Raw genomic sequence first — 20067 nt, 5'->3', positions numbered from 1 at the left:
GATGTTTCCACGTCCCATCGAAAAATCCGGCACCACGGCCAAGGCGGCCTACCAGGCGTTCCTGCCGGTCGCCCTGATCATGTGGCTTCTGCCTTTGCTGGCGATTTTCCTCACATCGATCCGGTCGGCGGCGGACATCAACTCGGGCAACGTGTTTGGTTGGCCCAGCGAGTTCGCTCTGATCGCCAACTACACAGCGGTCTTCACCCAGTCGGCCGCTGCGCAGTACATGATCAACTCGGTTCTGATCACCGTACCCACGGTTATCATTTCCGTCGCCCTGGCGTGCCTTGCGGGCTACGCGTTGGCGATCTATCGGTTCCGGGTCGCTCTGCCGCTGTTTTTCCTGTTCGTGGCGGGCAACTTCATCCCGTTCCAGATCCTGATGGTGCCGGTGCGGGATATGTCGGTCCAAACGGGCCTCTATGACACGATCGCGGGACAGTTCCTGTTCCACGCGGCCTTCCAGACGGGCTTCTGCACGCTGTTCATGCGGAACTTCATCAAGGCGTTGCCCTTTGATCTGGTGGAATCTGCGCGGATCGAAGGCGTCGCTGAATGGCGTATCTTCTGGTACGTCGTTCTGCCGCTCGTACGGCCCGCCATCGCGGCGCTCGCCGTGCTGATCTTTACCTTTGTCTGGAACGACTTCTTCTGGGCGAACGTGCTGACCCAAGGCGAAAGTGCCAAGCCGATCACGGCGGGTGTGCGAGCGCTGAACGGGCAGTTTGTGAATAATTGGCATCTGGTGTCGGCGGCGTCTCTGCTGGCGGCGATCCCACCAGTTGTCTGCTTCTTTCTCATGCAGCGGCACTTCATTGCCGGTCTGACGCTGGGGGCTGTTAAGTGATAAGATGTTGGCGCCTGGATGACGGGCGTCAGACTTTGGTCCTCGGCTCCGACAGGGGCCGATTGGCGGAGGTTGTCTATTGGGGACCGCGCCTGCCGGACGAAGAAGATCTGACGACTCTTTATGAGGCCTATACCCTTGATGTGACGGGTGGAATGCTGGATGCGAATCCCGAACTCAGCATCTGCCCGGAGGCAACGCGGTCCTTTCCTGGACAGCCGGGCCTGATCATCCGGCACGGCGACGGCACACCGTTCCTTCCGAAGTTCTGCCTTGAGCGGTCGGATGTGGCCGACAACGTGCTGATCCTGACCTACATGGATCAGGACCGGGTGCTGACCTATCGCGCGCGGTTTGCCATCGATCCCGACACGCACATGATCGAGGCGAGTGCCGAGTTGGATGCATTGGAACCCATGCACTTGCACTGGCTGTCCGCACCGGTGTTTCCGGCGCCACAGCTTGCAGACGAGATGATCGACTTTGCGGGCCGCTGGTGCGGCGAGTTCCAGATGAACCGCACGCCTTGGTCGCCCGGCATCCGCTATCGCGAGAACCGCACCGGCCGGACAGGGCACGAGCATTTCCCCGGCTTGATCGTACCAGTGCGTGGGGCGTCGAACGCCTCCGGTCACGCCTATGCCTTTCACTATGGGTGGTCCGGCGGGCACCGCATGGTCGCCGAAGAACTGCCCGATGGGCGCCGTCAGATCCAGTTCGGTCATGCCGCTCGTGTTGAAGGGGCAGCACAGAAACACTTTGCCACGGGCAAGGTCTATGCCGTGTTTTCGGATGACGGTTTGAACGGCTGCGCCGTCGCCTTCCAGCGCCATCTGCGCGACCGGATCGTCACGTTCCCGCGCCCAGATGCGCCGCGCCCCGTGCACTACAATTGCTGGGAAGCCGTCTATTTCGACCACAACCTGGATGAGTTGAAGGATATTGCCGAGCGCGCCGCCAAGCTTGGGGCTGAGCGGTTTGTGTTGGATGACGGTTGGTTCGGGAACCGGGACGATGACACGCAGGCGTTGTCCGACTGGGAGGTTGACCCGCGCAAGTACCCGCAAGGGCTGACCCCGTTGATTGATCACGTGAAGTCGCTGGGCATGACCTTTGGCATCTGGTTCGAGCCAGAGATGATCAACCAGAATTCCGACATCTTCCGCGCCCATCCCGATTGGGCGCTGGGGGGCGAGGATCAGATCATGGGCCGTCAGCAGATGGCGCTGAACATGGCACTGCCTGCGGTGCAATCGTTCCTGTTTGCGCGGATGAGCGATATTCTTAGCCGCCACGACATCGAATACATCAAGTGGGACCACAACCGTGTGCTGCCGATGCCCGATGCGGCACAGACGCGTGGGTCTTACACCTTGCTGGACCGCTTGCGGCGTGAGTTTCCGGATGTTGAGATTGAAAGCTGCGCGTCGGGCGGTGGCCGGATTGATTTCGGTATCATGGAGCGGACGCAGCGGGTTTGGTTGAGCGACTCCAATGATGCCGTCGAGCGGCTGCGCATTCAGCACAATTCCTCGATTTTCTTGCCGATGGCGGTGACTGGATCGCATGTGGGGCCGCGCACCTGTCATACCTCGGGGCGCACCCTCGACATCCGTTTCCGTGCCTGGGTTGCGGCCCAGCGGCACATGGGGTTCGAGATGGATCCGCGTGAGTTGACGGATGACGAAAAGCATGTGCTGACCGAGGTGACGGGGTGGTGGAAGCAGAACCGGGATTGGATGTATGGCGCCGATATCCTGCGCCTTGATAGCGCTGATCCGGCCGTCTTTGCCGAGCAGCATCTGGAAGAGGGCGGCGGGCAGTTTGCAGTATTCGCAGGCAAGGCTGCGACCAGCGATCAGATTGCCCCGCGCCCCCTGCGTCTGACCCGTTTGTCACCCGATGCGAAGTATCGTGTTGAGCTTGTAAACCGCGCCGACGCGAGCCATTTGTCACGCGGCCAGAATGCGCTCAAAACCGGGCCGTTCGTGGTGAGCGGTGCGTATCTGATGTATCATGGCCTAACGCTGCCATGGAGTTTCCCGGAACGGATGTGGGTGATCAAGGGCGACCTTGCCTGACCCTTTGAATTGAGAGTGATGCCATGAAAGAGACAGCCACATTTCACGACCTGAAGGGCGCGTCAGTGTTCATCACCGGCGGTGGCGCGGGCATTGGCGCATCGCTGACGGATGGGTTCATGGAGCAGGGGGCGCATGTCGCTTTTGTCGGGCGGTCGGATGCCACGGAATTCTGCGACGAGATGGAGCAGAAGCACGGGGTGCGCCCGCTGTTTATGCAATGCGACATCACCGATACAGAACTGTTGAAGTCTTGCATTGCGCAGGCGGCAGAGGCCCATGGTCCGATCACCGCGCTGGTGAACAACGCGGCCAATGACAAGCGGCATGCCACGATGGACGTGGATTCCGAGTTTTGGGATTGGATGATTGCCATCAACTTCAAGGCGTATTTCTTTGCCTGTCAGGCGGTGATCCCGGGGATGCAGGCCGCCGGTGGCGGGTCAATCATCAATTTCTCCTCCATCAGCTACATGATGGGGAATGCAGGCTATCCGATCTATACCGGGTCGAATAGCGGCATCAACGGGATGACCCGGTCGTTGGCACGCGAGTTCGGTCCCGACAAGATCCGGGTGAATGCGCTGGCGCCGGGCTGGGTGTTGACCCAGAAGCAGCTGGACAAGTGGGCGACGCCCGAGGGGTTGGCCGCTCATATGGAGCGTCAGTGCCTGAAAGAGCATCTGGAGCCGCGCGATATAGTGGGTGCAACGCTGTTCCTGGCGTCGGAGACGAGCCGCATGATGACGGGGCAGTCGATGGTGATCGATGGCGGTGTGGTGGTGACAGGTTGATGGGGCAAGTTGCGTGGATCGCTGTGGATTGGGGGACGTCGCATGTGCGCGCATGGCTGATGCGCCGTGATGGGTCGGTTCTGGATCGGCGGTCGTCGGCGCAAGGGATGGGGACACTGGACCGGGCCGGGTTTGAGCCCGCCTTGCGGGATCTGGTTGGTGATGCGTTGCCCGCGCCGGTTCTGGCCTGCGGCATGGTGGGTTCGCGGCAGGGGTGGGCAGAGGCGCCTTACAGTGCCGTGCCCTGTGCGCCGCCTTCGGCTGCAGAGGCTGTTCGGGTGTCCGGCACTGACCTGGATGTTCGTATCCTGCCCGGTGTGAAGCAGGCCAAACCTGCCGACGTGATGCGCGGGGAAGAGACGCAGATCGCCGGATATCTGGCGACGTCCCCTGGCTTTGACGGGGTGATTTGCCTGCCGGGCACACACACGAAGTGGGTGCATGTGAGCGCAGGCGAAATCGTGAGTTTCCGCACCGCCATGACGGGCGAGATGTTTGGCCTTTTGTCAAAGCAATCCGTGCTGCGCCATTCGATGGGCGAGGGCTGGGATGCTAGTGCGTTTGCGGCAGGCGTTGATCAGTCCTTGTCCCGGCCCGAAGGGCTGGCGGCGGCGCTGTTTTCGCTGCGGGCCGAGGGATTGCTGGATGGGTTGGCCGGAGATGCTGCACGTGCACGTTTGTCCGGCCTTTTGATCGGGGCAGAACTGGCGTCCATGCGACCGTATTGGCTGGGCCAGCAGGTGGCGCTGATCGGGGCGGATCGCTTGTCTGATGCCTATGCCACGGCCCTTGCGGCGCAGGGCGTGCCGTGCCAGCAGGCCGACGCCGAAGACATGACACTGGCGGGCCTGACCGCCGCATACACCCAGATATATGGAGAGGCCGCATGAGCCGTGAGATCATTGCCATCCTGAGGGGTGTGACCCCGGACGAGGCCCTTCCGATTGCAGATGCCTTGGTCGCCGCAGGTATCACGCGGATCGAAGTCCCTCTGAATTCGCCCGATCCCTTTGACAGCATTGGGAAAATGCTGGAGGCGCACGGCGATCATGCAATGATCGGCGCAGGCACAGTTCTGGATGTGCAATCCGTCGAGCGCCTGCACGAGATGGGTGCACATATGGTTGTGTCACCGGATGCAAATGCATCCGTCATCGTGGCGACGAAGCAGGCGGGTATGATGTCCTTCCCCGGCGTGATGACACCGACCGAATGTTTTGCGGCGCTGCACGCGGGGGCCGATGGTTTGAAGCTGTTCCCGGCCTCGCTGCTTGGCCTTGAAGGGTTGAAGGCGATTGGTGCCGTGTTGCCCAAGGGAACCAAGACCTATGCCGTGGGCGGCGTGGGACCGGCCAATTTTTCGGAATGGTTTGCCGCCGGGATCACAGGGTTTGGTATCGGCTCGGCCGTGTTCAAGCCCGGTATGTCAGTGGCTGACGTGGCATCGCGCGCGGCGGACATGGTGGCGGCCTACGACGCGGGGGCGTGATGCAGGTCTTTGATGACACGGCGTGTGCGCTGGGCGAGGGGCCGATGTGGCACCCCGAGCGGGGTGAGCTGTTCTGGTTCGACATTCTGGGCAAACGCATGTTTGCCAAAGGCGCGCAGCGCCGCGAATGGCAGTTTGACGAACACGTTTCCGCCTGTGGTTGGGTGGACAGGGATACGCTGCTGATGGCGTCGGCTTCTGGCTTGTGGCGCTTTGACGTCCCGACCGGGGATCGGGAGCTGGTCACAGCGTTGGAGGCGGACAATCCGACCACGCGATCCAATGACGGACGGGCCGACCCGCAGGGTGGGTTCTGGATCGGGACCATGGGCTTGAATACTGAAGCCTATGCCGGGGCGATCTATCGCTACTACAAAGGTGAGCTACGCAAGCTTTTCGATCGCATCACCATTTCCAATGCGATCTGCTTTGCGCCTGATGGCACGCGTGCGTATTTCAGCGATACGTTTTCTCAGCAAATACAGTCAGTTGTGCTGGATTCAGATGGCTGGCCCGAGGGAGAGCCAGAGGTCTTTCTGGATCTGAAGGGTGAGGGGCTGAACCCCGATGGCGCTGTCGTGGATGCAGATGGAAACCTTTGGAATGCGCAGTGGGGGGCCAGCCGTGTGGCGGGCTACAGCCCGGCGGGTGCGTTCGTGCGCGCCATTGATGCGCCCGCATCGCAAACAAGCTGTCCGGCCTTTGGCGGGCCGGATGGCACCACGCTTTTCGTCACAACTGCGGCAGTCGGGCTGGACGAAGCAGAGGGAGGGAAAACCTTTTACGGACCCGCTGGCACAACAGGCCAGAGCGAACATCGGGTGATCCTATGAAACGAACATTGGGGGTGTGTTATTACCCTGAACATTGGCCCGAGGCGCAGTGGGCCGAGGACGCGCAGCGCATGGCCGAACTGGGCCTGACATGGGTGCGGATTGGCGAATTTGCCTGGAAGCGGATGGAGCCGCGCGAAGGTGACTATGACTGGGGCTGGCTGGACCGCGCAATCGAGACTCTGGGAGCTGCAGGACTGAAGGTCGTGCTGGGCACGCCAACAGCCACACCACCGAAATGGGTCTGCAAGAAGCATCCGGACATGTTTGCAGTGGACGAACAGGGCCATGCGCGCGGCTACGGATCACGCCGGCACTACTGTTTTTCGCATCAGGGCTTTCTTGAGGAATGCCGTGGTATCGTGCGTGCCGTCGCAGAACGCTATGGCCGCAACCCGCATGTGGCCGCTTGGCAGACCGACAATGAATATGGCTGCCATGACACGGTCATCAGCTATTCCGATGCGGCGCGGGGCCGGTTCCGCGGCTGGTTGCGCGGGCAGTTTCCGGGGCAGGGCAATGACGGCGATATCGACGCGCTGAACGCTGCCTGGGGCAATGTGTTCTGGTCGATGGATTATGATGATTTCGACGAAATCGGCCTGCCGAACCTGACAGTGACCGAGCCGAACCCGGCCCATGTGCACGCCTTCCGGCGGTTTGCTAGCGAAGAGGTCGTGGCCTTCAATCGGGCACAGGTTGAGATCATTCGGGCCCATTCCGATGCGCCCATTGCCCACAATTATATGGGCCGCGTGACCGAGTTTGACCATTTCAAGGTTGGCGACGATCTGGATATCGCGTCTTGGGACAGCTACCCGCTTGGGTTTCTTGAAGATCGTGTGGGGGCAGATGCTGCGCATCAGCGTGCCTATGCGCGGCAGGGCGACCCGGACTTTCAGGCTTTTCACCACGATCTCTATCGTGCCGTGGGCAAGGGCCGCTGGTGGATCATGGAGCAGCAGCCCGGTCCGGTGAACTGGGCGCCCTACAACCCGTCCCCCTTGCCGGGAATGGTGCGGTTGTGGACTTGGGAGGCCTTTGCCCATGGGGCAGAAGCTGTGTGCTACTTCCGCTGGCGGCAGGCCCCTTTTGCTCAAGAGCAGATGCATGCTGGGCTGTTGCGCCCGGATTCGGTTGCTGCCGAGGCCTTTGGTGAAGCCGCGCAGGTTATGGAAGAATTGGGGGATGCCCCTGATGTGACGCCTGTTCAAGCGCCTGTTGGGATCGTCTTTGATTATGATGCCGATTGGGCGTGGTCTGTGCAGCCGCATGGGGCGGGCCTGAGTTATTTCGGGTTGGTGTTTGATTGGTATCGGGCTTGTCGCAAACTTGGTCTGTCGGTTGACATCCTGCCATCATCGACACGGGATTTTGCAGGCTATGCGGCTGTGATTGTGCCGGGCATGATGCATGTGCCAATTGAGTTGAAGGTTGCGCTGCAAGCCTCTGATGCACAAGTCATTCTGGGGCCGCGTACCGCATCGCGGGATGCCGATTTCAATATCCCGACTCCGTTGCCGCCCGCATGGCCCGGCAGTGATCTGGTTGTCAGCCGTGTGCAATCCATCCGCCCTGATCTGCCTGTTCCGATTGAGGGCGGTGGTCACGTTCATCTGTATCTTGAGCAGGTTGAGGGTGGTGGCGAGATTGTCTTGCACACCGCAGACGCGCCGGTGGCTGTGCGTCTGGACGCCCAGACAACCTATGTCGCGGGATGGGTGGATGATGAGGCGCATATGCGTCTGATCGAGGCGGTTGCGCCTGATCTGGCAACAACGCACATGCCAGAAGGCGTGCGATGCCGCGACACGGGGACCGAACGGTTCTGGTTCAACTACACCGATCAACCGGTGCAGGTAGAGGGGCATAAGTTGCCAGCCGCGGGAGTTCTTCGGCTGAGCCTGTAACGTTTACGATTGAGGGTCGGGCACCTCCTGTCATATATATTTCATGGAATCGTGAAATAGATATGGGCCATGCTGCTCGACCAACTTTCAACCCTCAGCCATCCCGAGAGGATGCGCGTGTTTCGCCTGCTGATGCGGCGCTGTCCTGATGCGGTGCCAGCGGGTGAGGTTGCACAGGTGCTGGGGTTCAAGCCCTCGACCACCTCGGTCTATTTGTCGGCTTTGCAGAAGGCTGGATTGATCCATCACACCCGCGATGGGAATTCTCTGCGCTATGCTGTGAAGTTGGACGGGGCGCGGGACATGGTGGCGCAGCTTTTCACGGATTGTTGCAATGGTCGGCCCGATTTGTGCCCGCCCGCAATGGTCGACCCGCTGCAAAGGATGGCGCCCATGTCTGACTACAAACACAACGTTTTGTTCATCTGTACCGGCAATTCGGCCCGGTCGATCTTGGCCGAAGCCATTATGCGCCATGAAGCGGGTGACCGGTTCAACGTCTATTCTGCCGGGACGAAGCCATTTTCCGAGTTGAACCCTTTCGCCGTTGAGATGCTTGCGCAGAAAGGGATCGAGACGGGTAGTCTGCGGGCAAAAAACGTCTCGGAGTTTCAAGGCCCGGACGCGCCGCATCTGGATTTCGTCTTTACCGTTTGTGATCTGGCTGCGAACGAGGAATGCGCAGCGTGGGAAGGGCAACCTATCAGTGCCCATTGGGGTCTGCCCGATCCGGTCAAGGCGGAAGGCACAGATGCCGAAAAACGACTTGCCTTCCAACACACCTTTGGCGCGATGCGCAACCGCATCATCGCCTTTACCGCGCTGCCGCTTGACACGCTAAGCCGCGCATCACTGCAGAACGAGGTCGATGATATCGGCCGCACCAAGGAAGACACATGACGACATACGCGTTGAACGGCTTGGGCCGGATTGGAAAACTGGCCCTGAAGCCGCTGCTTGACCGCGGGTGCGAGATTGCGTTTGTCAACGACGCGGTCGGCGATCCGGCCATGCATGCGCATCTGCTTGAGTTCGATACGGTGCATGGGCGTTGGGATGCCGATTTTGCAGCAGATGCAGACAGCATCACCATTGATGGCACGCGCATACCTGCGCTGTCTGTCCGGACCATCGAGGATCTGCCACTGGACGGTGTAGACGTTGTCATTGATTGCACCGGCGTATTCAAAACCGAAGCCAAGCTGACCCCGTACTTTGAAGCGGGCGTAGAGAAGGTTGTTGTGTCTGCACCGGTCAAGGACGGAGAGACGGCGAACATTGTCTACGGCGTTAACAATGACGTCTACACTGGGCAACCTATTGTAACGGCTGCATCCTGTACAACCAATTGCTTAGCGCCCGTTGTTAAAGTGATACACGAAAGGTTAGGTATCAAGCATGGGTCGATCACGACGATCCATGATGTAACCAACACGCAGACCATCGTGGACCGTCCGGCCAAGGATTTGCGGCGTGCACGGTCTGCGCTGAACTCGCTGATCCCGACAACCACTGGCTCGGCCACGGCGATCACGCTGATCTATCCAGAGTTGACAGGCAAGTTGAACGGTCATGCGGTGCGGGTGCCGCTGCTGAACGCCTCCCTGACCGATTGCGTGTTTGAGGTGGAGCGGGAGACAACCGTAGAAGAGGTGAATGCGCTGTTTGAAGCGGCTGCGAATGGGCCGCTCCAGGACATTCTTGGGTACGAGACGCGGCCCCTCGTTTCAACCGACTACACCAATGATCCGCGGTCGAGCATCGTGGATGCCCCCAGCACCATGGTGGTGAACGGGACGCAGGTGAAGGTCTATGCCTGGTATGACAACGAATGGGGCTATGCGCACAGGCTTGTTGACGTGGCGCAGATGGTTGGTGACAGCCTTTGACCCGACCGGACGGGTTTGCAGCCTATGTGGCCGTGACGGCGGCCTACTGGGCGTTCATGCTGACCGATGGCGCCTTGCGCATGTTGGTGCTGCTGCACTTCAACACGCTGGGCTTTTCGCCGGTGCAGCTGGCCTATCTCTTTGTGCTGTACGAGATCGCGGGTGTTGTGACCAACCTGAGTGCGGGATGGATTGCCGCGCGGTTTGGGCTGACCTCGACGCTCTATGTCGGGCTAGGTTTGCAGGTGATTGCGCTTCTGGCCTTGGCGGAGCTTGATCCAGCATGGTCCGTCGCTGCATCGGTTGTTTTTGTGATGGCGGTGCAGGGGCTGTCCGGCGTGGCCAAGGATCTGGCCAAGATGTCATCGAAATCTGCCGTAAAGCTGCTGGCGCCCGCCGAGGGCGATGGGTTGTTTCGTTGGGTGGCGCTGCTGACTGGATCGAAGAATGCGGTCAAGGGCTTTGGCTTTCTACTAGGGGCCGGGGCGCTGGCGCTGTTTGGCTTTGCGCCAAGCGTGCTGGGGATGGCCGCGATCCTTGCCGTGATCCTGCTGGTGGTGTTGCTACGCATGCCCGGCGGGCTGCCGGCCGGTCGGAAGGACGCGAAGTTCAAAGAGGTATTTTCGAAGAACCCGCGAGTGAACTGGCTGAGTGCGGCCCGCGTGTTCCTGTTCGGGGCGCGGGACGTTTGGTTTGTCGTGGGTATTCCAATTTATTTCTATTCGGTGCTGAGTGATGGCAGCCCGGAAGGGCAGCGTGCCGCGTTCTTCATGATTGGCATTTTCATGGCTGTTTGGGTGATCCTTTACGGCGCCGTGCAGGCCAAGGCACCAGCTATGCTGCGCAGCGCGCAGAGGAGCGAGGCGGATTTGGCACGCGCGGCACGGTTTTGGGTCGGAACACTCTTTTTCGTGCCCGCTGTTTTGGCTGTGACCGTTTGGTCGGTGGGAACGCCGACGCTTTGGCTGACGGGTTTTGTCGTGCTCGGATTGTTGGTCTTCGGCGTGCTTTTTGCGCTCAACTCGTCGCTGCACTCGTATCTCATCCTTGCCTTTACCGATGCAAAACGGGTCACGATGGATGTGGGGTTCTACTACATGGCCAATGCGGCGGGCCGGTTGATCGGCACCGTGTTGTCAGGACTGGCCTACCAGCTTGGCGGCGTGTCCCTGTGCCTTGCAACGGCGGCTGTGATGATCGTGCTGAGCTGGCTGTCGATTGGCCGGATCAGCGATAGCGATAGCGCTGCATCCAGCCCAGCGTAGCATCTGTGTCTCCAACGGGTTTGTATTCCGCGCCCAGCGGATGTGGCCAGTCTTTGAGCGCGGCGAAGATGGTGGTGTAATCCAACTCTCCGTGATCCGGCGCGCCGCGGTCGGGGACCGATGCGAATTGGATGTGCCCGATTAGATCGCCAAGGTCTGTGATGCGGGTCAGGATGTCGCCCTCGGTCCGGCCAACGTGATAGCAGTCGAACATCAGTTTGAGGTTGGGCGCGTTGACCTCGGCGACGATGGCGCGCGCCTGATCTGTCGTTTGCAGGAAATAGCCGGGCGCGTCGTGACGGTTGAGCGGTTCGATCAGGATCCGGCGCGTGGTCGCTGCGCAGACGTAGCGCAGGTTTTCGATGAACGTGGCATGGGCTTTAGGGCCGTTTGCAAAGCCGCACATGACATGGATCGCGCCAGCGTCGACGATGCCGGCATAGGCAATCGCCTGATCTATGGCCGCGCGGGCATCATCCGTGCGCCCCGGCAGGGCGGCGAGACCGTTTTCACCGCCAGCCACGTCTCCGCGCGAGGTGTTGAGACCCAGCATCGGCAGACCCGTTGCGTCGAGCGCGGCGCGCACGTCTTCCGCTGGAATGTCATAGGGCCAGTGGCATTCGACGGCATCGAAACCGGCCGCCTTGGCGGCATGGATGGCATCGGGCAGGGGGCGGTCGTTCCAGAGAAAGCCCAGATTGGCAGAGAACCTCATGCGTCCTCTCCGGGCAGGGTAAGGCTCGCGTTGCGGGCATAGACCTTTGCGACAGCGGCGTCGTCCTCGCCCCCGAGCCCCATGCCTGCGGCGGCGATGAATTGTTGCAGGGCTGCGGCTGTGATGGGGGCGGAGAAGCGGGACGACTTGGCGATGTCGAGCACGATGCCCAGATCCTTGGGCCAGATGTTGACCGATGAGTGCGGAGTGTAGTCTCCGTTCACGATATGAGGCGCGCGGTTTTCCAGCATCCAGCTGGACCCTGCACATTTCGAAATCACCTCGACAAACTGATCGGGGGCGACGCCTTGGGTCATGCCGAAGGTCAGCGCCTCGGCCATCGTGGCGATGTGTACGCCTGCCAGCAATTGGTTCACAGCTTTCATAGCCGAGCCGGGGCCTGCATGATCCCCCAGTTCGAAGACGGTTTCGGCGGTGGCGTCCAGAACGGGTTTTGCCGCGATAAAGGCATCTGGCGTGCCGGACGCCATGATGGACAAGGCCCCTTGGGCAGCCTTCACCGATCCGCCCGAAATTGGCGCGTCTAGGTAGTGGATGTTGTGGGCGTTGCAGCGCGCTTCCATGTCCTTGGCGAAGTCCGGGGGGACGGTTGCGCAGGCCATCACCACCGTGCCTGGTTTCAGATGCGGGACGATCCCCGCCTCTCCGAACAGGACTGTTTCGGTTTGGGCTGCGTTCAGGACAACTACGATGACGGCATCAAGCGTGTCTGCAATACTGGTGAGGTTCCCGGCTGCGCCGCCTTCGGTGCGGAAGCGTTCGACCTGCGCCGGGGCGATGTCAAATCCGTGTGTTGTATGCCCAGCAGCCAGACAGGATTGGGCAATGCCATAGCCCATTGAGCCAAGGCCGATGACGGCGGTGGTGTGGGGCATATGCGTCTCCTGTCCCTGCGTTTGGCGCCATCATGGGCATCGCGGCCAGAAGGGCAAGAGAGTGTGGCCCCCGGCGTTGACGCCGGGGGCTTGGGTCAGGCGAAGAACACGCCGTTGTCTTCCATGGGGAGTGCCGCGACGCGCAGGTTACTGGCCGCTGCGATGGCATTTGCGAGCGCCGGGGCCGCGGGCGGTGTGCCCGGTTCGCCTACGCCTGTCGGTGCCTCGACCGAGGGCACGATGTGCACTTCGATCTCACCGATGTCGGAGATCCGCAGCGGTTCGTAGTCGGGGAAATTGAACTGGTCCACGACACCGTCCGTCAGCGTGATCTTGTCGCGCATGTTGTGGCCGATGCCGTACCCAATTCCACCTTCCATCTGTGCCTTGATCAGGTCGGGGTTCACGGCCACGCCGCAATCGACGGCACAGGTGACCTTTTCAATCCTGATCCCGTCGTCGGCGTTGCCGGAGATTTCGACAACCTCGGCCACGTAGGAGCCAAAGGATTTGTGCACGGCGATGCCCTGGCTGCGCCCTTCGGCTGGGTTGCCCCAGTTTGCTTTTTCGGCGACCAGTTTCAGGACACCTGCCTTGCGGGTTTGGTCAGCTCCGTCACCTGAGAGGTAGGCCAGGCGGAATTCAACGGGATCAATTCCAGCCGCGGTGGCGGCCATGTCCATCATGACCTCCATGACATAGGCCGTGTGCGTGTGCCCGACCGCGCGCCACCACAAGGTGCTGGTTGCCTTTTCGGTGTCTGTCAGACCAAAGGCTGCACCCGGAATTTGGTAGGGGCTGTCTGAGGTCCCTTCGATCGAGGAGTGGTCGACGCCATCATGCACGGCGAAGGCTTCGAATGGCGTGCCCTTCATGATCGATTGGCCAGCGACGCGGTGTTCCCAACCAACGATGTTGCCTGATCCGTCCAACCCGACCCGCACTTTGTGTCCAAAGGCCGGACGGTAGTAGCCTGAACGCAGGTCATCTTCGCGCGACCAGACCAGATGCACGGGGCGCGATCGGTCGGTGAGCGAGAAGGCGAGCGCGGCTTCGACCTGGTAGTCGGCGCTGGGCGTTGCCCGGCGCCCGAATGATCCGCCTGCCAGCACGGTCTTGATCTGCACTTTTTCGAAGGGCAGGTCGAAGATTTGGGCAATCGCACCATGGGGGATCGTTGGGATCTGGCACCCGTCATGCAGCAGAATGCCGCCATCCTCAGTCTGTTCGATGGTGCAGTTGAGCGGCTCCATCGGGGCGTGGGCAAGGAGGGGGAAGTAGAAGTTTTCCTCAACCACGGTGTCCGCGCCGTCGATTGCCGCTTGCACGGCAGGCACATCTGCGTTGTTCACATTATAGGTCGGTTCGGCCTCAAGTGCTGTGCGTATGTCCGCCTCGATCTGGTCTGAACTGCGGGTTTCCGCGTTTGAGGTGTCCCATTCGATTGAAAGCGCATCGCGGGCCTGCATTGCGGCCCATGTATTTTCGGCAAAGACAGCCACGCCCGCCTTATTGGGCAGGATCGCGGCGCTGATGAATCCCTTGGTCCCTTCGGCCCCGCTGGCATCGACACTGACGGCGGTTGCGCGTTGCTGTTCGGGGCGGGCAATCATGGCAACCATCTGGTTCGGGCGCCGAATGTCCATAGCGAACATCGCTGTCCCGTTGCCTTTTGCAGCGCTGTCGAGGCGACGGACATCGGGGTTGCCGATCAGGCGGAACTCGGATGGATCCTTGAGGCGCGGTTCTGTTGGGGCATCGAGAGCGGCGGCCGCTTCCACAAACTGACCGAGGGGTGCGGCATTCGCCGGGCCGGAGATAATGCCGTCTTCGATGCTGAGTGAGCTGGCGTCCACACTCCATGCATCCGCTGCAGCCTGCAAAAGCATATCGCGCGCGGCGGCGCCGGCTTGGCGATATTGCAGATAAGAGTTGGCCATTGCGGTTGAGCCGCCTGTGCCCTGCATCGGGCCGAAGAGGGTGTTGTTGTAAACCTGTGGGTTCGACGGGGCAAAATCATAGCCGATCTGGTCCATCGACAGGCCCATTTCCTCGGCAATCAGCGTTGTAAGGCCCGTCGACGGACCCTGACCCATTTCGAAATGCTTGATGATGGCGGTCACCGACCCATCGGCACCAACCTGCACGAAGGGTGTCAGCATTGATGGATTTCCAGCGGCGGCTAGCGCGCCATCGGGGCGAATGCCGACCACCAATACGGCGCTTGCGGCTGCAGCACCCCTGAGAAAACTGCGGCGGGATGTGTTCACAGTCATGATCAAGCCTCCAGGATGTCTGCGGCGCGTTGAATGCCCGCGCGGATACGTTGGTACGTGGCGCAGCGGCAGGCATTGCCGTGCATGTAGTCGTCAATCTCCTGAGCCGATGGCTTTGGGTTTTCGGACAGGAGGCCGACGGCAGACATGACTTGCCCGGACTGGCAGTAACCACATTGAACCACGTCCAGTTCCACCCATGCCTGTTGCACAGCGGCCCCGATTGCGTTGTCCCCGATGGCTTCGATTGTCGTGATCTCTGCGTCTTCGACGTCCTCGATGTAGGTTTGGCAAGACCGGACAGGTTCGCCGTTCAGATGCACAGTGCAGGCGCCACAGGACGCAACACCGCACCCGAATTTGGTGCCGGTCATATTCAGTTCATCGCGTATGACCCACAGCAGCGGGGTGCCGGGGTCAGCCTCCACTTCTTGGGTCTTGCCATTGATCTTGAGTGAAAGTGCCATGCCTAGATCTCCGTGCTGAACGTGGGTACGTAGAAAGATAGGGCCGCAGACTGGTCGCGCCACCCTTCGGAGTTGAAATCGCGACCTGGCCCGCCGGTTTGTGATTGGCGGGACCACTAACCGGCGAAAAGAGTGCTCGCGTCTTGCGTTGGGGCGTAGTTTCGGTGGCGGCGGCTGTGTTGCAGCCACTTTGCTGTGGCGAGCAACATTCAAACCACGCTAGTGCGTTCCGCGGATTACAAGCTGTGGTTCGACCCGGATCGTTCGACACTCTCTATCCGGATTGTTGATCCGATCGACAAGCAGATTGAGAACTTCCTGAACCGTCGTCTCAAGCGGATTCCGAACAGTGGTCAACTTTGTGATCTGCCAATCCGCCATGTCGGCATCATCGAAGCCGACGACCGACAAGGCGTCTGGTATGGCGATCCCAAGCGCGCGGGCCGCTCCGAGTGCGCCAATGGCCATGGCATCATTTGCGCAGACGAGCGCATCTATGTGTCCGTTTCCAGTGAGCAGGGTTTTTGCTGCGGTAAAACCACCATCCACTGAAAAATCACTGGCCGCCTCCGCCTGCAAATCCAAGCCCGCGTTTTCGAGTGCGTTCAACACTCCTTTCCGCCGCTTCATGGAGGAATAGAACTGGTCCGGTCCACCAAGAAAACCGAATTTTTGCCGGCCCTTTGACACCAGAAGTTCGGTTGCCAATTGCATCCCTGCCTGGTTCTTGCAGTGGACTGAGTCGATGTTGAGCTCTTCGGTCGGGCGCCCGTAACAGATCATCGGAATACCGAGCTTGGCACATCGGTGGACAAGGTCTTTTGACATGCTGCCGCCGCGCACGATCAATGCATCCAGCGGAAAAGCCAGAGCCTCTGTATACCCGTTGATCGGCGTCCCGCTGACAAGAATGGGCCAAAAGCCATTTGCATTGAGCGCGCTGCACAATCGGCTGATCAGGGTTGTGTCATGGGCGTTGCGAATGTCCCCCTCGATCACTGCTACCAAACGGGAGCGTCCGCCCTGCAGACCCGCGGCGAGTGCGTTTGGCTGGTACCCAATTTCGGCCGCGATTCCCAAGATTCGACGGCGCTTTGATTCTTCCAAATAGCTGCCTTTGGTGAAGGCACGAGACACCGCAGAGCGCGAAACGCCCGCACGATCAGCCACCATTTGAGCAGTAATACGTTTGCGTTTGGCCATATTTATAAGCGTTTCATTGATGTTTGGGGCATCCGCATGCACCTTCCCGTTGTAGGAAAAACTTTTCAAGACGGAACTGAAACCGTAGCATCACCGTTACATTTAACTCGTACTGAACACGTGTGCACATTCCGTGCAGCATGGGGCAGTTTATTCCCTGTAACCAAACAGCAGCTGGACTTGCCGGGGTCTAAAGACGTCCCGACACCAGTTGCCAAACTCTATTAGTCTCACGACACACGGAGCAATGTAATGAAATCTTTCAAACTGGGCGCGGCTGCTTTCAGCATCGCATTTGCAGGCCAAGCGGCCTTGGCCGAAACCGAAATCACCTTCTGGCATGCGATGGGCGGCCAGCTTGGGGAAACGGTCAACGAAGTTGCCGCAGGCTTCAACGCAAGCCAGGACGAATACAAGATCACGCCCGTTTTCAAAGGTTCGTATGAAGAAACGTTGACTGCCGGCATCGCGGCCTTCCGTGCGGGTGAACAACCCAACATCATCCAGGTTTTTGATGCTGGTGCAGCCACGGTTATCGGTGCGCAAGGTGCGACTATCCCGGTGCAGGACCTGCTGGCGGACAATGGTATCGATTTTGACATCAACGACTACATCGCTGGTGTGCGTTACTTCTATGCGGATGCCGACGGCAAGATGATCGGTATGCCCTTCAACTCTTCAACGCCGATCATGTACTATAATGTCCAAGCGCTTGAGAAAGCCGGTGTCACGCCGCCCGCAACGTGGGAAGAATTCGCCAATGTCACCGCTCCGGCGTTGAAAGAGGCCGGTTACATTCCGCTGAGCCAATCGCACCTGCCGTGGATTTTCACCGAGAATTTCTTTTCCCGGCACAATCTGCAGTTTGCATCCAGCAACAACGGATACGACAGCAACGACACGCAGATCATGATCAACAACCCGGCCATCAAGGCGCATTTCTCCGCGCTGGTGGATTGGAAAGAGCAGGGGCTGTTTGAGTGGTACGGCACCGGATGGGGTGACAACGCCAAGCCGTTCGAGGACGGCAATGTCGCGATGTGGCTGGGGTCTTCGGGTTCGTTCGGTGGATTGCTGGCCAAGGACCTGGGCTTTGATTTCTCGGCGACAATGCTGCCCTATTGGGAAGGTGTGACAACCGAACCCACACAAACCTTTATCGGTGGCGCGGCCCTGTTTGCGATGTCCGGCAAATCGGCAGAGGAAAACAAAGCGGCGGCAGAATTCTTCAGCTACCTGACATCGTCCGATACGCAGTATTTCTGGCACCAGGCCACGGGTTACGTGCCGATCACGGAAGCTGCTTATGAAGCAGCCAAGGCGGATGGCCACTACGAGAAATTCCCGGCGGCCGAGGTTGGCATCCAGCAGCTTTCACTGCCTGCGGGCGAGTTCACCCGGGGCTACCGTATGGGCTTCTATGTGCAGATCCGTGACGTGATGAACCGTGAGTACGGCCGCATCCTGACCGGTGAAACGGATGTAGAAAGCGGGTTTGCCACGATCGAGGCGGAATCCAACAAACTCTTGGAGCGCTTCGCCAAGACCCAAGGCTAAGCCGCACGTTTCATACTTGGGTGGCGACCGTTCAGTGCGGTCGCCACTTTTCTGCAAAAGGGATTCCGAATGAAACGAGCCGGGTTCACCAGCGTTTGGCTGCCTGTAGCATTGCTTTTACCGCAGCTTTCGATCATCGCGATATTTTTCTATTGGCCAGCAGGCTGGGCGGTTCAGTCGTCTTTCTATCTTCAGGATCCGTTCGGCTTTGGATCGACATTTGTGGGATTTGAAAATTACACCGACCTGACAGCGAATTCGGAGTATATGCGGATCGCGTGGTTCACCGTGGTGTTCACGGTTCTTGTGACCTTCTTTTCACTGTCGATCGCCTTGTTGCTCGCCGTGAAGGCGGACAAGGTTATTCGGGGCGCCAAAAGCTATCGCACGCTATTGATGTGGGTCTATGCTGTGGCGCCGCCAGTGGCGGGTTTCATGGGTATCATGCTGTTTCACCAGCACACCGGCCCCATGACGGATTTCTTCAAGGCGCTGGGCTGGGATTACAAAATTCTGGTTGATTACAATTCAACGGCAACGGCGTTCATCATCGTTTCTGTCTGGAAGCAAATCCCGGTCAATTTCATCTTCTTCCTGTCCGGTCTTCAATCCATACCCAGAGCAGTGCGTGAAGCCGCCATGATCGACAATCGCTCGGGCGTTCGCAGGTTCTGGGACATCACATTCCCACTGCTGGCCCCGACCGGTTTCTTCCTGCTGATCATCAACATCACATATGCACTGTTCGACACCTTTGGCATCATCGACACGCTGGTGAAGGGCGAGCCGGGGAACAACCCGATGACCCTTGTTTACAAGGTGTACATGGACGGGTTCCGCGGAAATGATCTGGGTGGCTCGTCAGCCCAGTCCGTGATCCTGATGGTTCTGGTCCTTGTTCTTACCGTCTTTCAGTTCCGGCTGATAGAACGCCGCATTCACTATAGCTGAGGTCCACGTCATGGCACGCTCACAGACCCGCAAGCCCTTCAAGTGGGCGCCCGTATTCGATCATACGATCCTCATCTTGGGCGCGCTTTTCATGCTCGTGCCCGTGGTGCTGGCATTCGTCACATCCAGTCACAGCGCAGTCCAAATTGCACGAGAAGGCATCATGTTTGTTCCGGGAAGTCACCTCGGGGAAAACTACTCAAAGGCCATGTTCGAAAAGGGAGGCTTCACTGCCACAATCGACGGCATGGTGATGCTCAAGAACTCTCTGATCCTTGGGTTGGGCTTTGCCCTTGGCAAGATCATCATTTCGATGCTGGCCGCCTATGCGCTTGTTTACTTCCGGCTTCGCTTTGCGACCTTTGCGTTCTGGATCATCTTCACAACGCTGCTGTTGCCGTTGGAGGTGCGCATCCTGCCATCTTACGAGGCCATTCAGCGCCTCGACCTTGCCAACACCTATACTGGCCTGATCGTGCCGCTGATTGCATCGGCAACGGGCACATTCTTTTTCCGGCAGTTCTTCCGCTCAGTCCCCGAAGAGTTGGCTGAGGCGGCGAGGATAGATGGGGCAGGTCCGGTGAAGTTCTTCATCGATATTCTGGTTCCGTTGTCGCAAACCATGATTGCCGCGATCTTCATCATCATGTTCGTCTTCGGATGGAACCAGTATCTGTGGCCCACGCTGATCACCACTGACGAGGGGTTGTTTACCCTCGTGCGGGGCATCAAGCAGATCTACCAAACGATGATCGACGCAAACTCCATCCCGGAATACGGCCAGGCCCTGGCGCTTGCGATCATCGCGATGCTGCCGCCGGTCCTGATCGTCATTTTCTTCCAGAGTTGGTTCGTCAAGGGCCTGACCGAGTCAGACAAGTAGGAACACCG

At 59.5% G+C, this 20067-nt stretch carries 18 protein-coding genes; 13 read left to right on the top strand and 5 right to left on the bottom strand.

Annotated elements, in window-relative coordinates; translation table 11 throughout:
* The first annotated feature begins 1 nt into the window (after position 1).
* From Q1A51_RS02770 to arsJ, 10 genes are all read left to right on the top strand, one after another.
* Positions 2-850: a carbohydrate ABC transporter permease gene (locus tag Q1A51_RS02770; RefSeq protein ID WP_299209108.1), complete on the top strand. Its 849-nt coding sequence runs from the start codon at positions 2-4 to the stop codon at positions 848-850.
* Positions 847-2931, top strand: a complete 2085-nt coding sequence (locus tag Q1A51_RS02765) for an alpha-galactosidase (protein WP_299603576.1) — start codon at positions 847-849, stop codon at positions 2929-2931. The genes Q1A51_RS02770 and Q1A51_RS02765 overlap by 4 nt, the downstream gene beginning before the upstream one ends.
* A 23-nt stretch (positions 2932-2954) precedes the next feature.
* Positions 2955-3725: an SDR family oxidoreductase gene (locus Q1A51_RS02760; protein ID WP_299209114.1), complete on the top strand. Its 771-nt coding sequence runs from the start codon at positions 2955-2957 to the stop codon at positions 3723-3725.
* A complete protein-coding gene (locus Q1A51_RS02755; protein WP_299603574.1) occupies positions 3725-4615 on the top strand; it encodes a 2-dehydro-3-deoxygalactonokinase in 891 nt (296 codons plus the stop codon). Before Q1A51_RS02760 ends, Q1A51_RS02755 begins: the two co-directional genes overlap by 1 nt.
* The gene (locus Q1A51_RS02750; protein WP_299603573.1) at positions 4612-5214 is read left to right on the top strand and encodes a 2-dehydro-3-deoxy-6-phosphogalactonate aldolase; all 603 of its coding nucleotides are present in this window, start codon (positions 4612-4614) and stop codon (positions 5212-5214) included. The genes Q1A51_RS02755 and Q1A51_RS02750 overlap by 4 nt, the downstream gene beginning before the upstream one ends.
* On the top strand, positions 5214-6047 hold the full coding sequence (locus tag Q1A51_RS02745; RefSeq protein WP_299603571.1) for an SMP-30/gluconolactonase/LRE family protein: 834 nt from the start codon (positions 5214-5216) through the stop codon (positions 6045-6047). Before Q1A51_RS02750 ends, Q1A51_RS02745 begins: the two co-directional genes overlap by 1 nt.
* On the top strand, positions 6044-7957 hold the full coding sequence (locus Q1A51_RS02740; protein WP_299603569.1) for a beta-galactosidase: 1914 nt from the start codon (positions 6044-6046) through the stop codon (positions 7955-7957). Before Q1A51_RS02745 ends, Q1A51_RS02740 begins: the two co-directional genes overlap by 4 nt.
* 69 nt (positions 7958-8026) lie before the next feature.
* On the top strand, positions 8027-8857 hold the full coding sequence (locus Q1A51_RS02735) for a helix-turn-helix domain-containing protein (RefSeq protein WP_299603567.1): 831 nt from the start codon (positions 8027-8029) through the stop codon (positions 8855-8857).
* Entirely contained in the window at positions 8854-9846 is a 993-nt protein-coding gene (locus tag Q1A51_RS02730; RefSeq protein ID WP_299603565.1) for an ArsJ-associated glyceraldehyde-3-phosphate dehydrogenase, read from the top strand. The genes Q1A51_RS02735 and Q1A51_RS02730 overlap by 4 nt, the downstream gene beginning before the upstream one ends.
* Positions 9843-11111 (top strand): organoarsenical effux MFS transporter ArsJ, encoded by a 1269-nt coding sequence (gene arsJ, locus Q1A51_RS02725; RefSeq protein ID WP_299603563.1) that lies wholly within the window; start codon positions 9843-9845, stop codon positions 11109-11111. The genes Q1A51_RS02730 and arsJ overlap by 4 nt, the downstream gene beginning before the upstream one ends.
* On the opposite strand, the gene Q1A51_RS02720 is transcribed toward arsJ, so the two are convergent.
* The 5 genes from Q1A51_RS02720 to Q1A51_RS02700 form a co-directional block, all read right to left on the bottom strand.
* Complete coding sequence (locus Q1A51_RS02720) at positions 11074-11826, bottom strand: TIM barrel protein (protein WP_299603560.1); 753 nt, start codon at positions 11824-11826, stop codon at positions 11074-11076. The two genes, arsJ and Q1A51_RS02720, sit on opposite strands and share 38 nt — an antisense overlap.
* Positions 11823-12722 (bottom strand): L-threonate dehydrogenase, encoded by a 900-nt coding sequence (ltnD, locus tag Q1A51_RS02715; RefSeq protein WP_299603557.1) that lies wholly within the window; start codon positions 12720-12722, stop codon positions 11823-11825. The genes Q1A51_RS02720 and ltnD overlap by 4 nt, the downstream gene beginning before the upstream one ends.
* A gap of 95 nt (positions 12723-12817) precedes the next feature.
* Positions 12818-14998 carry a molybdopterin cofactor-binding domain-containing protein gene (locus Q1A51_RS02710; protein WP_299603554.1) on the bottom strand — a complete coding sequence of 727 codons (2181 nt, stop codon included), beginning with the start codon at positions 14996-14998 and terminating at the stop codon, positions 12818-12820.
* 2 nt (positions 14999-15000) lie between these two features.
* Complete coding sequence (locus Q1A51_RS02705) at positions 15001-15465, bottom strand: (2Fe-2S)-binding protein (protein ID WP_299603550.1); 465 nt, start codon at positions 15463-15465, stop codon at positions 15001-15003.
* Between the two features lie 219 nt (positions 15466-15684).
* On the bottom strand, positions 15685-16668 hold the full coding sequence (locus tag Q1A51_RS02700) for a LacI family DNA-binding transcriptional regulator (RefSeq protein ID WP_299671127.1): 984 nt from the start codon (positions 16666-16668) through the stop codon (positions 15685-15687).
* Between the two features lie 252 nt (positions 16669-16920).
* Here Q1A51_RS02700 and Q1A51_RS02695 point away from each other — a divergent pair, with 252 nt between their 5' ends.
* The 3 genes from Q1A51_RS02695 (at position 16921) to ugpE (ending at position 20059) form a co-directional block, all read left to right on the top strand.
* Positions 16921-18225, top strand: coding sequence for an extracellular solute-binding protein (locus tag Q1A51_RS02695; protein WP_299209148.1), 1305 nt, complete (start codon positions 16921-16923; stop codon positions 18223-18225).
* Positions 18226-18294: 69 nt separating this feature from the next.
* Positions 18295-19176 carry an ABC transporter permease subunit gene (locus tag Q1A51_RS02690; protein WP_299603547.1) on the top strand — a complete coding sequence of 294 codons (882 nt, stop codon included), beginning with the start codon at positions 18295-18297 and terminating at the stop codon, positions 19174-19176.
* A 10-nt stretch (positions 19177-19186) separates the two neighbouring features.
* The gene (ugpE, locus tag Q1A51_RS02685; RefSeq protein WP_299603544.1) at positions 19187-20059 is read left to right on the top strand and encodes a sn-glycerol-3-phosphate ABC transporter permease UgpE; all 873 of its coding nucleotides are present in this window, start codon (positions 19187-19189) and stop codon (positions 20057-20059) included.
* The last annotated feature ends 8 nt before the right edge of the window (positions 20060-20067 follow it).

Origin of the sequence: uncultured Tateyamaria sp. (assembly GCF_947496075.1) — a bacterium.
Taxonomy (GTDB): domain Bacteria; phylum Pseudomonadota; class Alphaproteobacteria; order Rhodobacterales; family Rhodobacteraceae; genus Tateyamaria.
The sequence above is the reverse complement of the archived record's forward strand: the minus strand, read 5'-3'. Positions and strand labels throughout refer to the sequence as shown.

Bases quoted from the DNA above. Each gene is read 5' to 3' on its own strand.
- Q1A51_RS02770 (WP_299209108.1), top strand. From the start codon at position 2: ATGTTTCCACGTCCCATCGAAAAATCCGGCACCACGGCCAAGGCGGCC.
- Q1A51_RS02760 (WP_299209114.1), top strand. From the start codon at position 2,955: ATGAAAGAGACAGCCACATTTCACGACCTGAAGGGCGCGTCAGTGTTC.
- Q1A51_RS02755 (WP_299603574.1), top strand. From the start codon at position 3,725: ATGGGGCAAGTTGCGTGGATCGCTGTGGATTGGGGGACGTCGCATGTG.
- Q1A51_RS02750 (WP_299603573.1), top strand. From the start codon at position 4,612: ATGAGCCGTGAGATCATTGCCATCCTGAGGGGTGTGACCCCGGACGAG.
- Q1A51_RS02745 (WP_299603571.1), top strand. From the start codon at position 5,214: ATGCAGGTCTTTGATGACACGGCGTGTGCGCTGGGCGAGGGGCCGATG.
- Q1A51_RS02740 (WP_299603569.1), top strand. From the start codon at position 6,044: ATGAAACGAACATTGGGGGTGTGTTATTACCCTGAACATTGGCCCGAG.
- Q1A51_RS02735 (WP_299603567.1), top strand. From the start codon at position 8,027: ATGCTGCTCGACCAACTTTCAACCCTCAGCCATCCCGAGAGGATGCGC.
- Q1A51_RS02730 (WP_299603565.1), top strand. From the start codon at position 8,854: ATGACGACATACGCGTTGAACGGCTTGGGCCGGATTGGAAAACTGGCC.
- Q1A51_RS02720 (WP_299603560.1), bottom strand. From the start codon at position 11,826: ATGAGGTTCTCTGCCAATCTGGGCTTTCTCTGGAACGACCGCCCCCTG.
- ltnD (WP_299603557.1), bottom strand. From the start codon at position 12,722: ATGCCCCACACCACCGCCGTCATCGGCCTTGGCTCAATGGGCTATGGC.
- Q1A51_RS02710 (WP_299603554.1), bottom strand. From the start codon at position 14,998: ATGACTGTGAACACATCCCGCCGCAGTTTTCTCAGGGGTGCTGCAGCC.
- Q1A51_RS02705 (WP_299603550.1), bottom strand. From the start codon at position 15,465: ATGGCACTTTCACTCAAGATCAATGGCAAGACCCAAGAAGTGGAGGCT.
- Q1A51_RS02700 (WP_299671127.1), bottom strand. From the start codon at position 16,668: ATGGCCAAACGCAAACGTATTACTGCTCAAATGGTGGCTGATCGTGCG.
- Q1A51_RS02695 (WP_299209148.1), top strand. From the start codon at position 16,921: ATGAAATCTTTCAAACTGGGCGCGGCTGCTTTCAGCATCGCATTTGCA.
- Q1A51_RS02690 (WP_299603547.1), top strand. From the start codon at position 18,295: ATGAAACGAGCCGGGTTCACCAGCGTTTGGCTGCCTGTAGCATTGCTT.
- ugpE (WP_299603544.1), top strand. From the start codon at position 19,187: ATGGCACGCTCACAGACCCGCAAGCCCTTCAAGTGGGCGCCCGTATTC.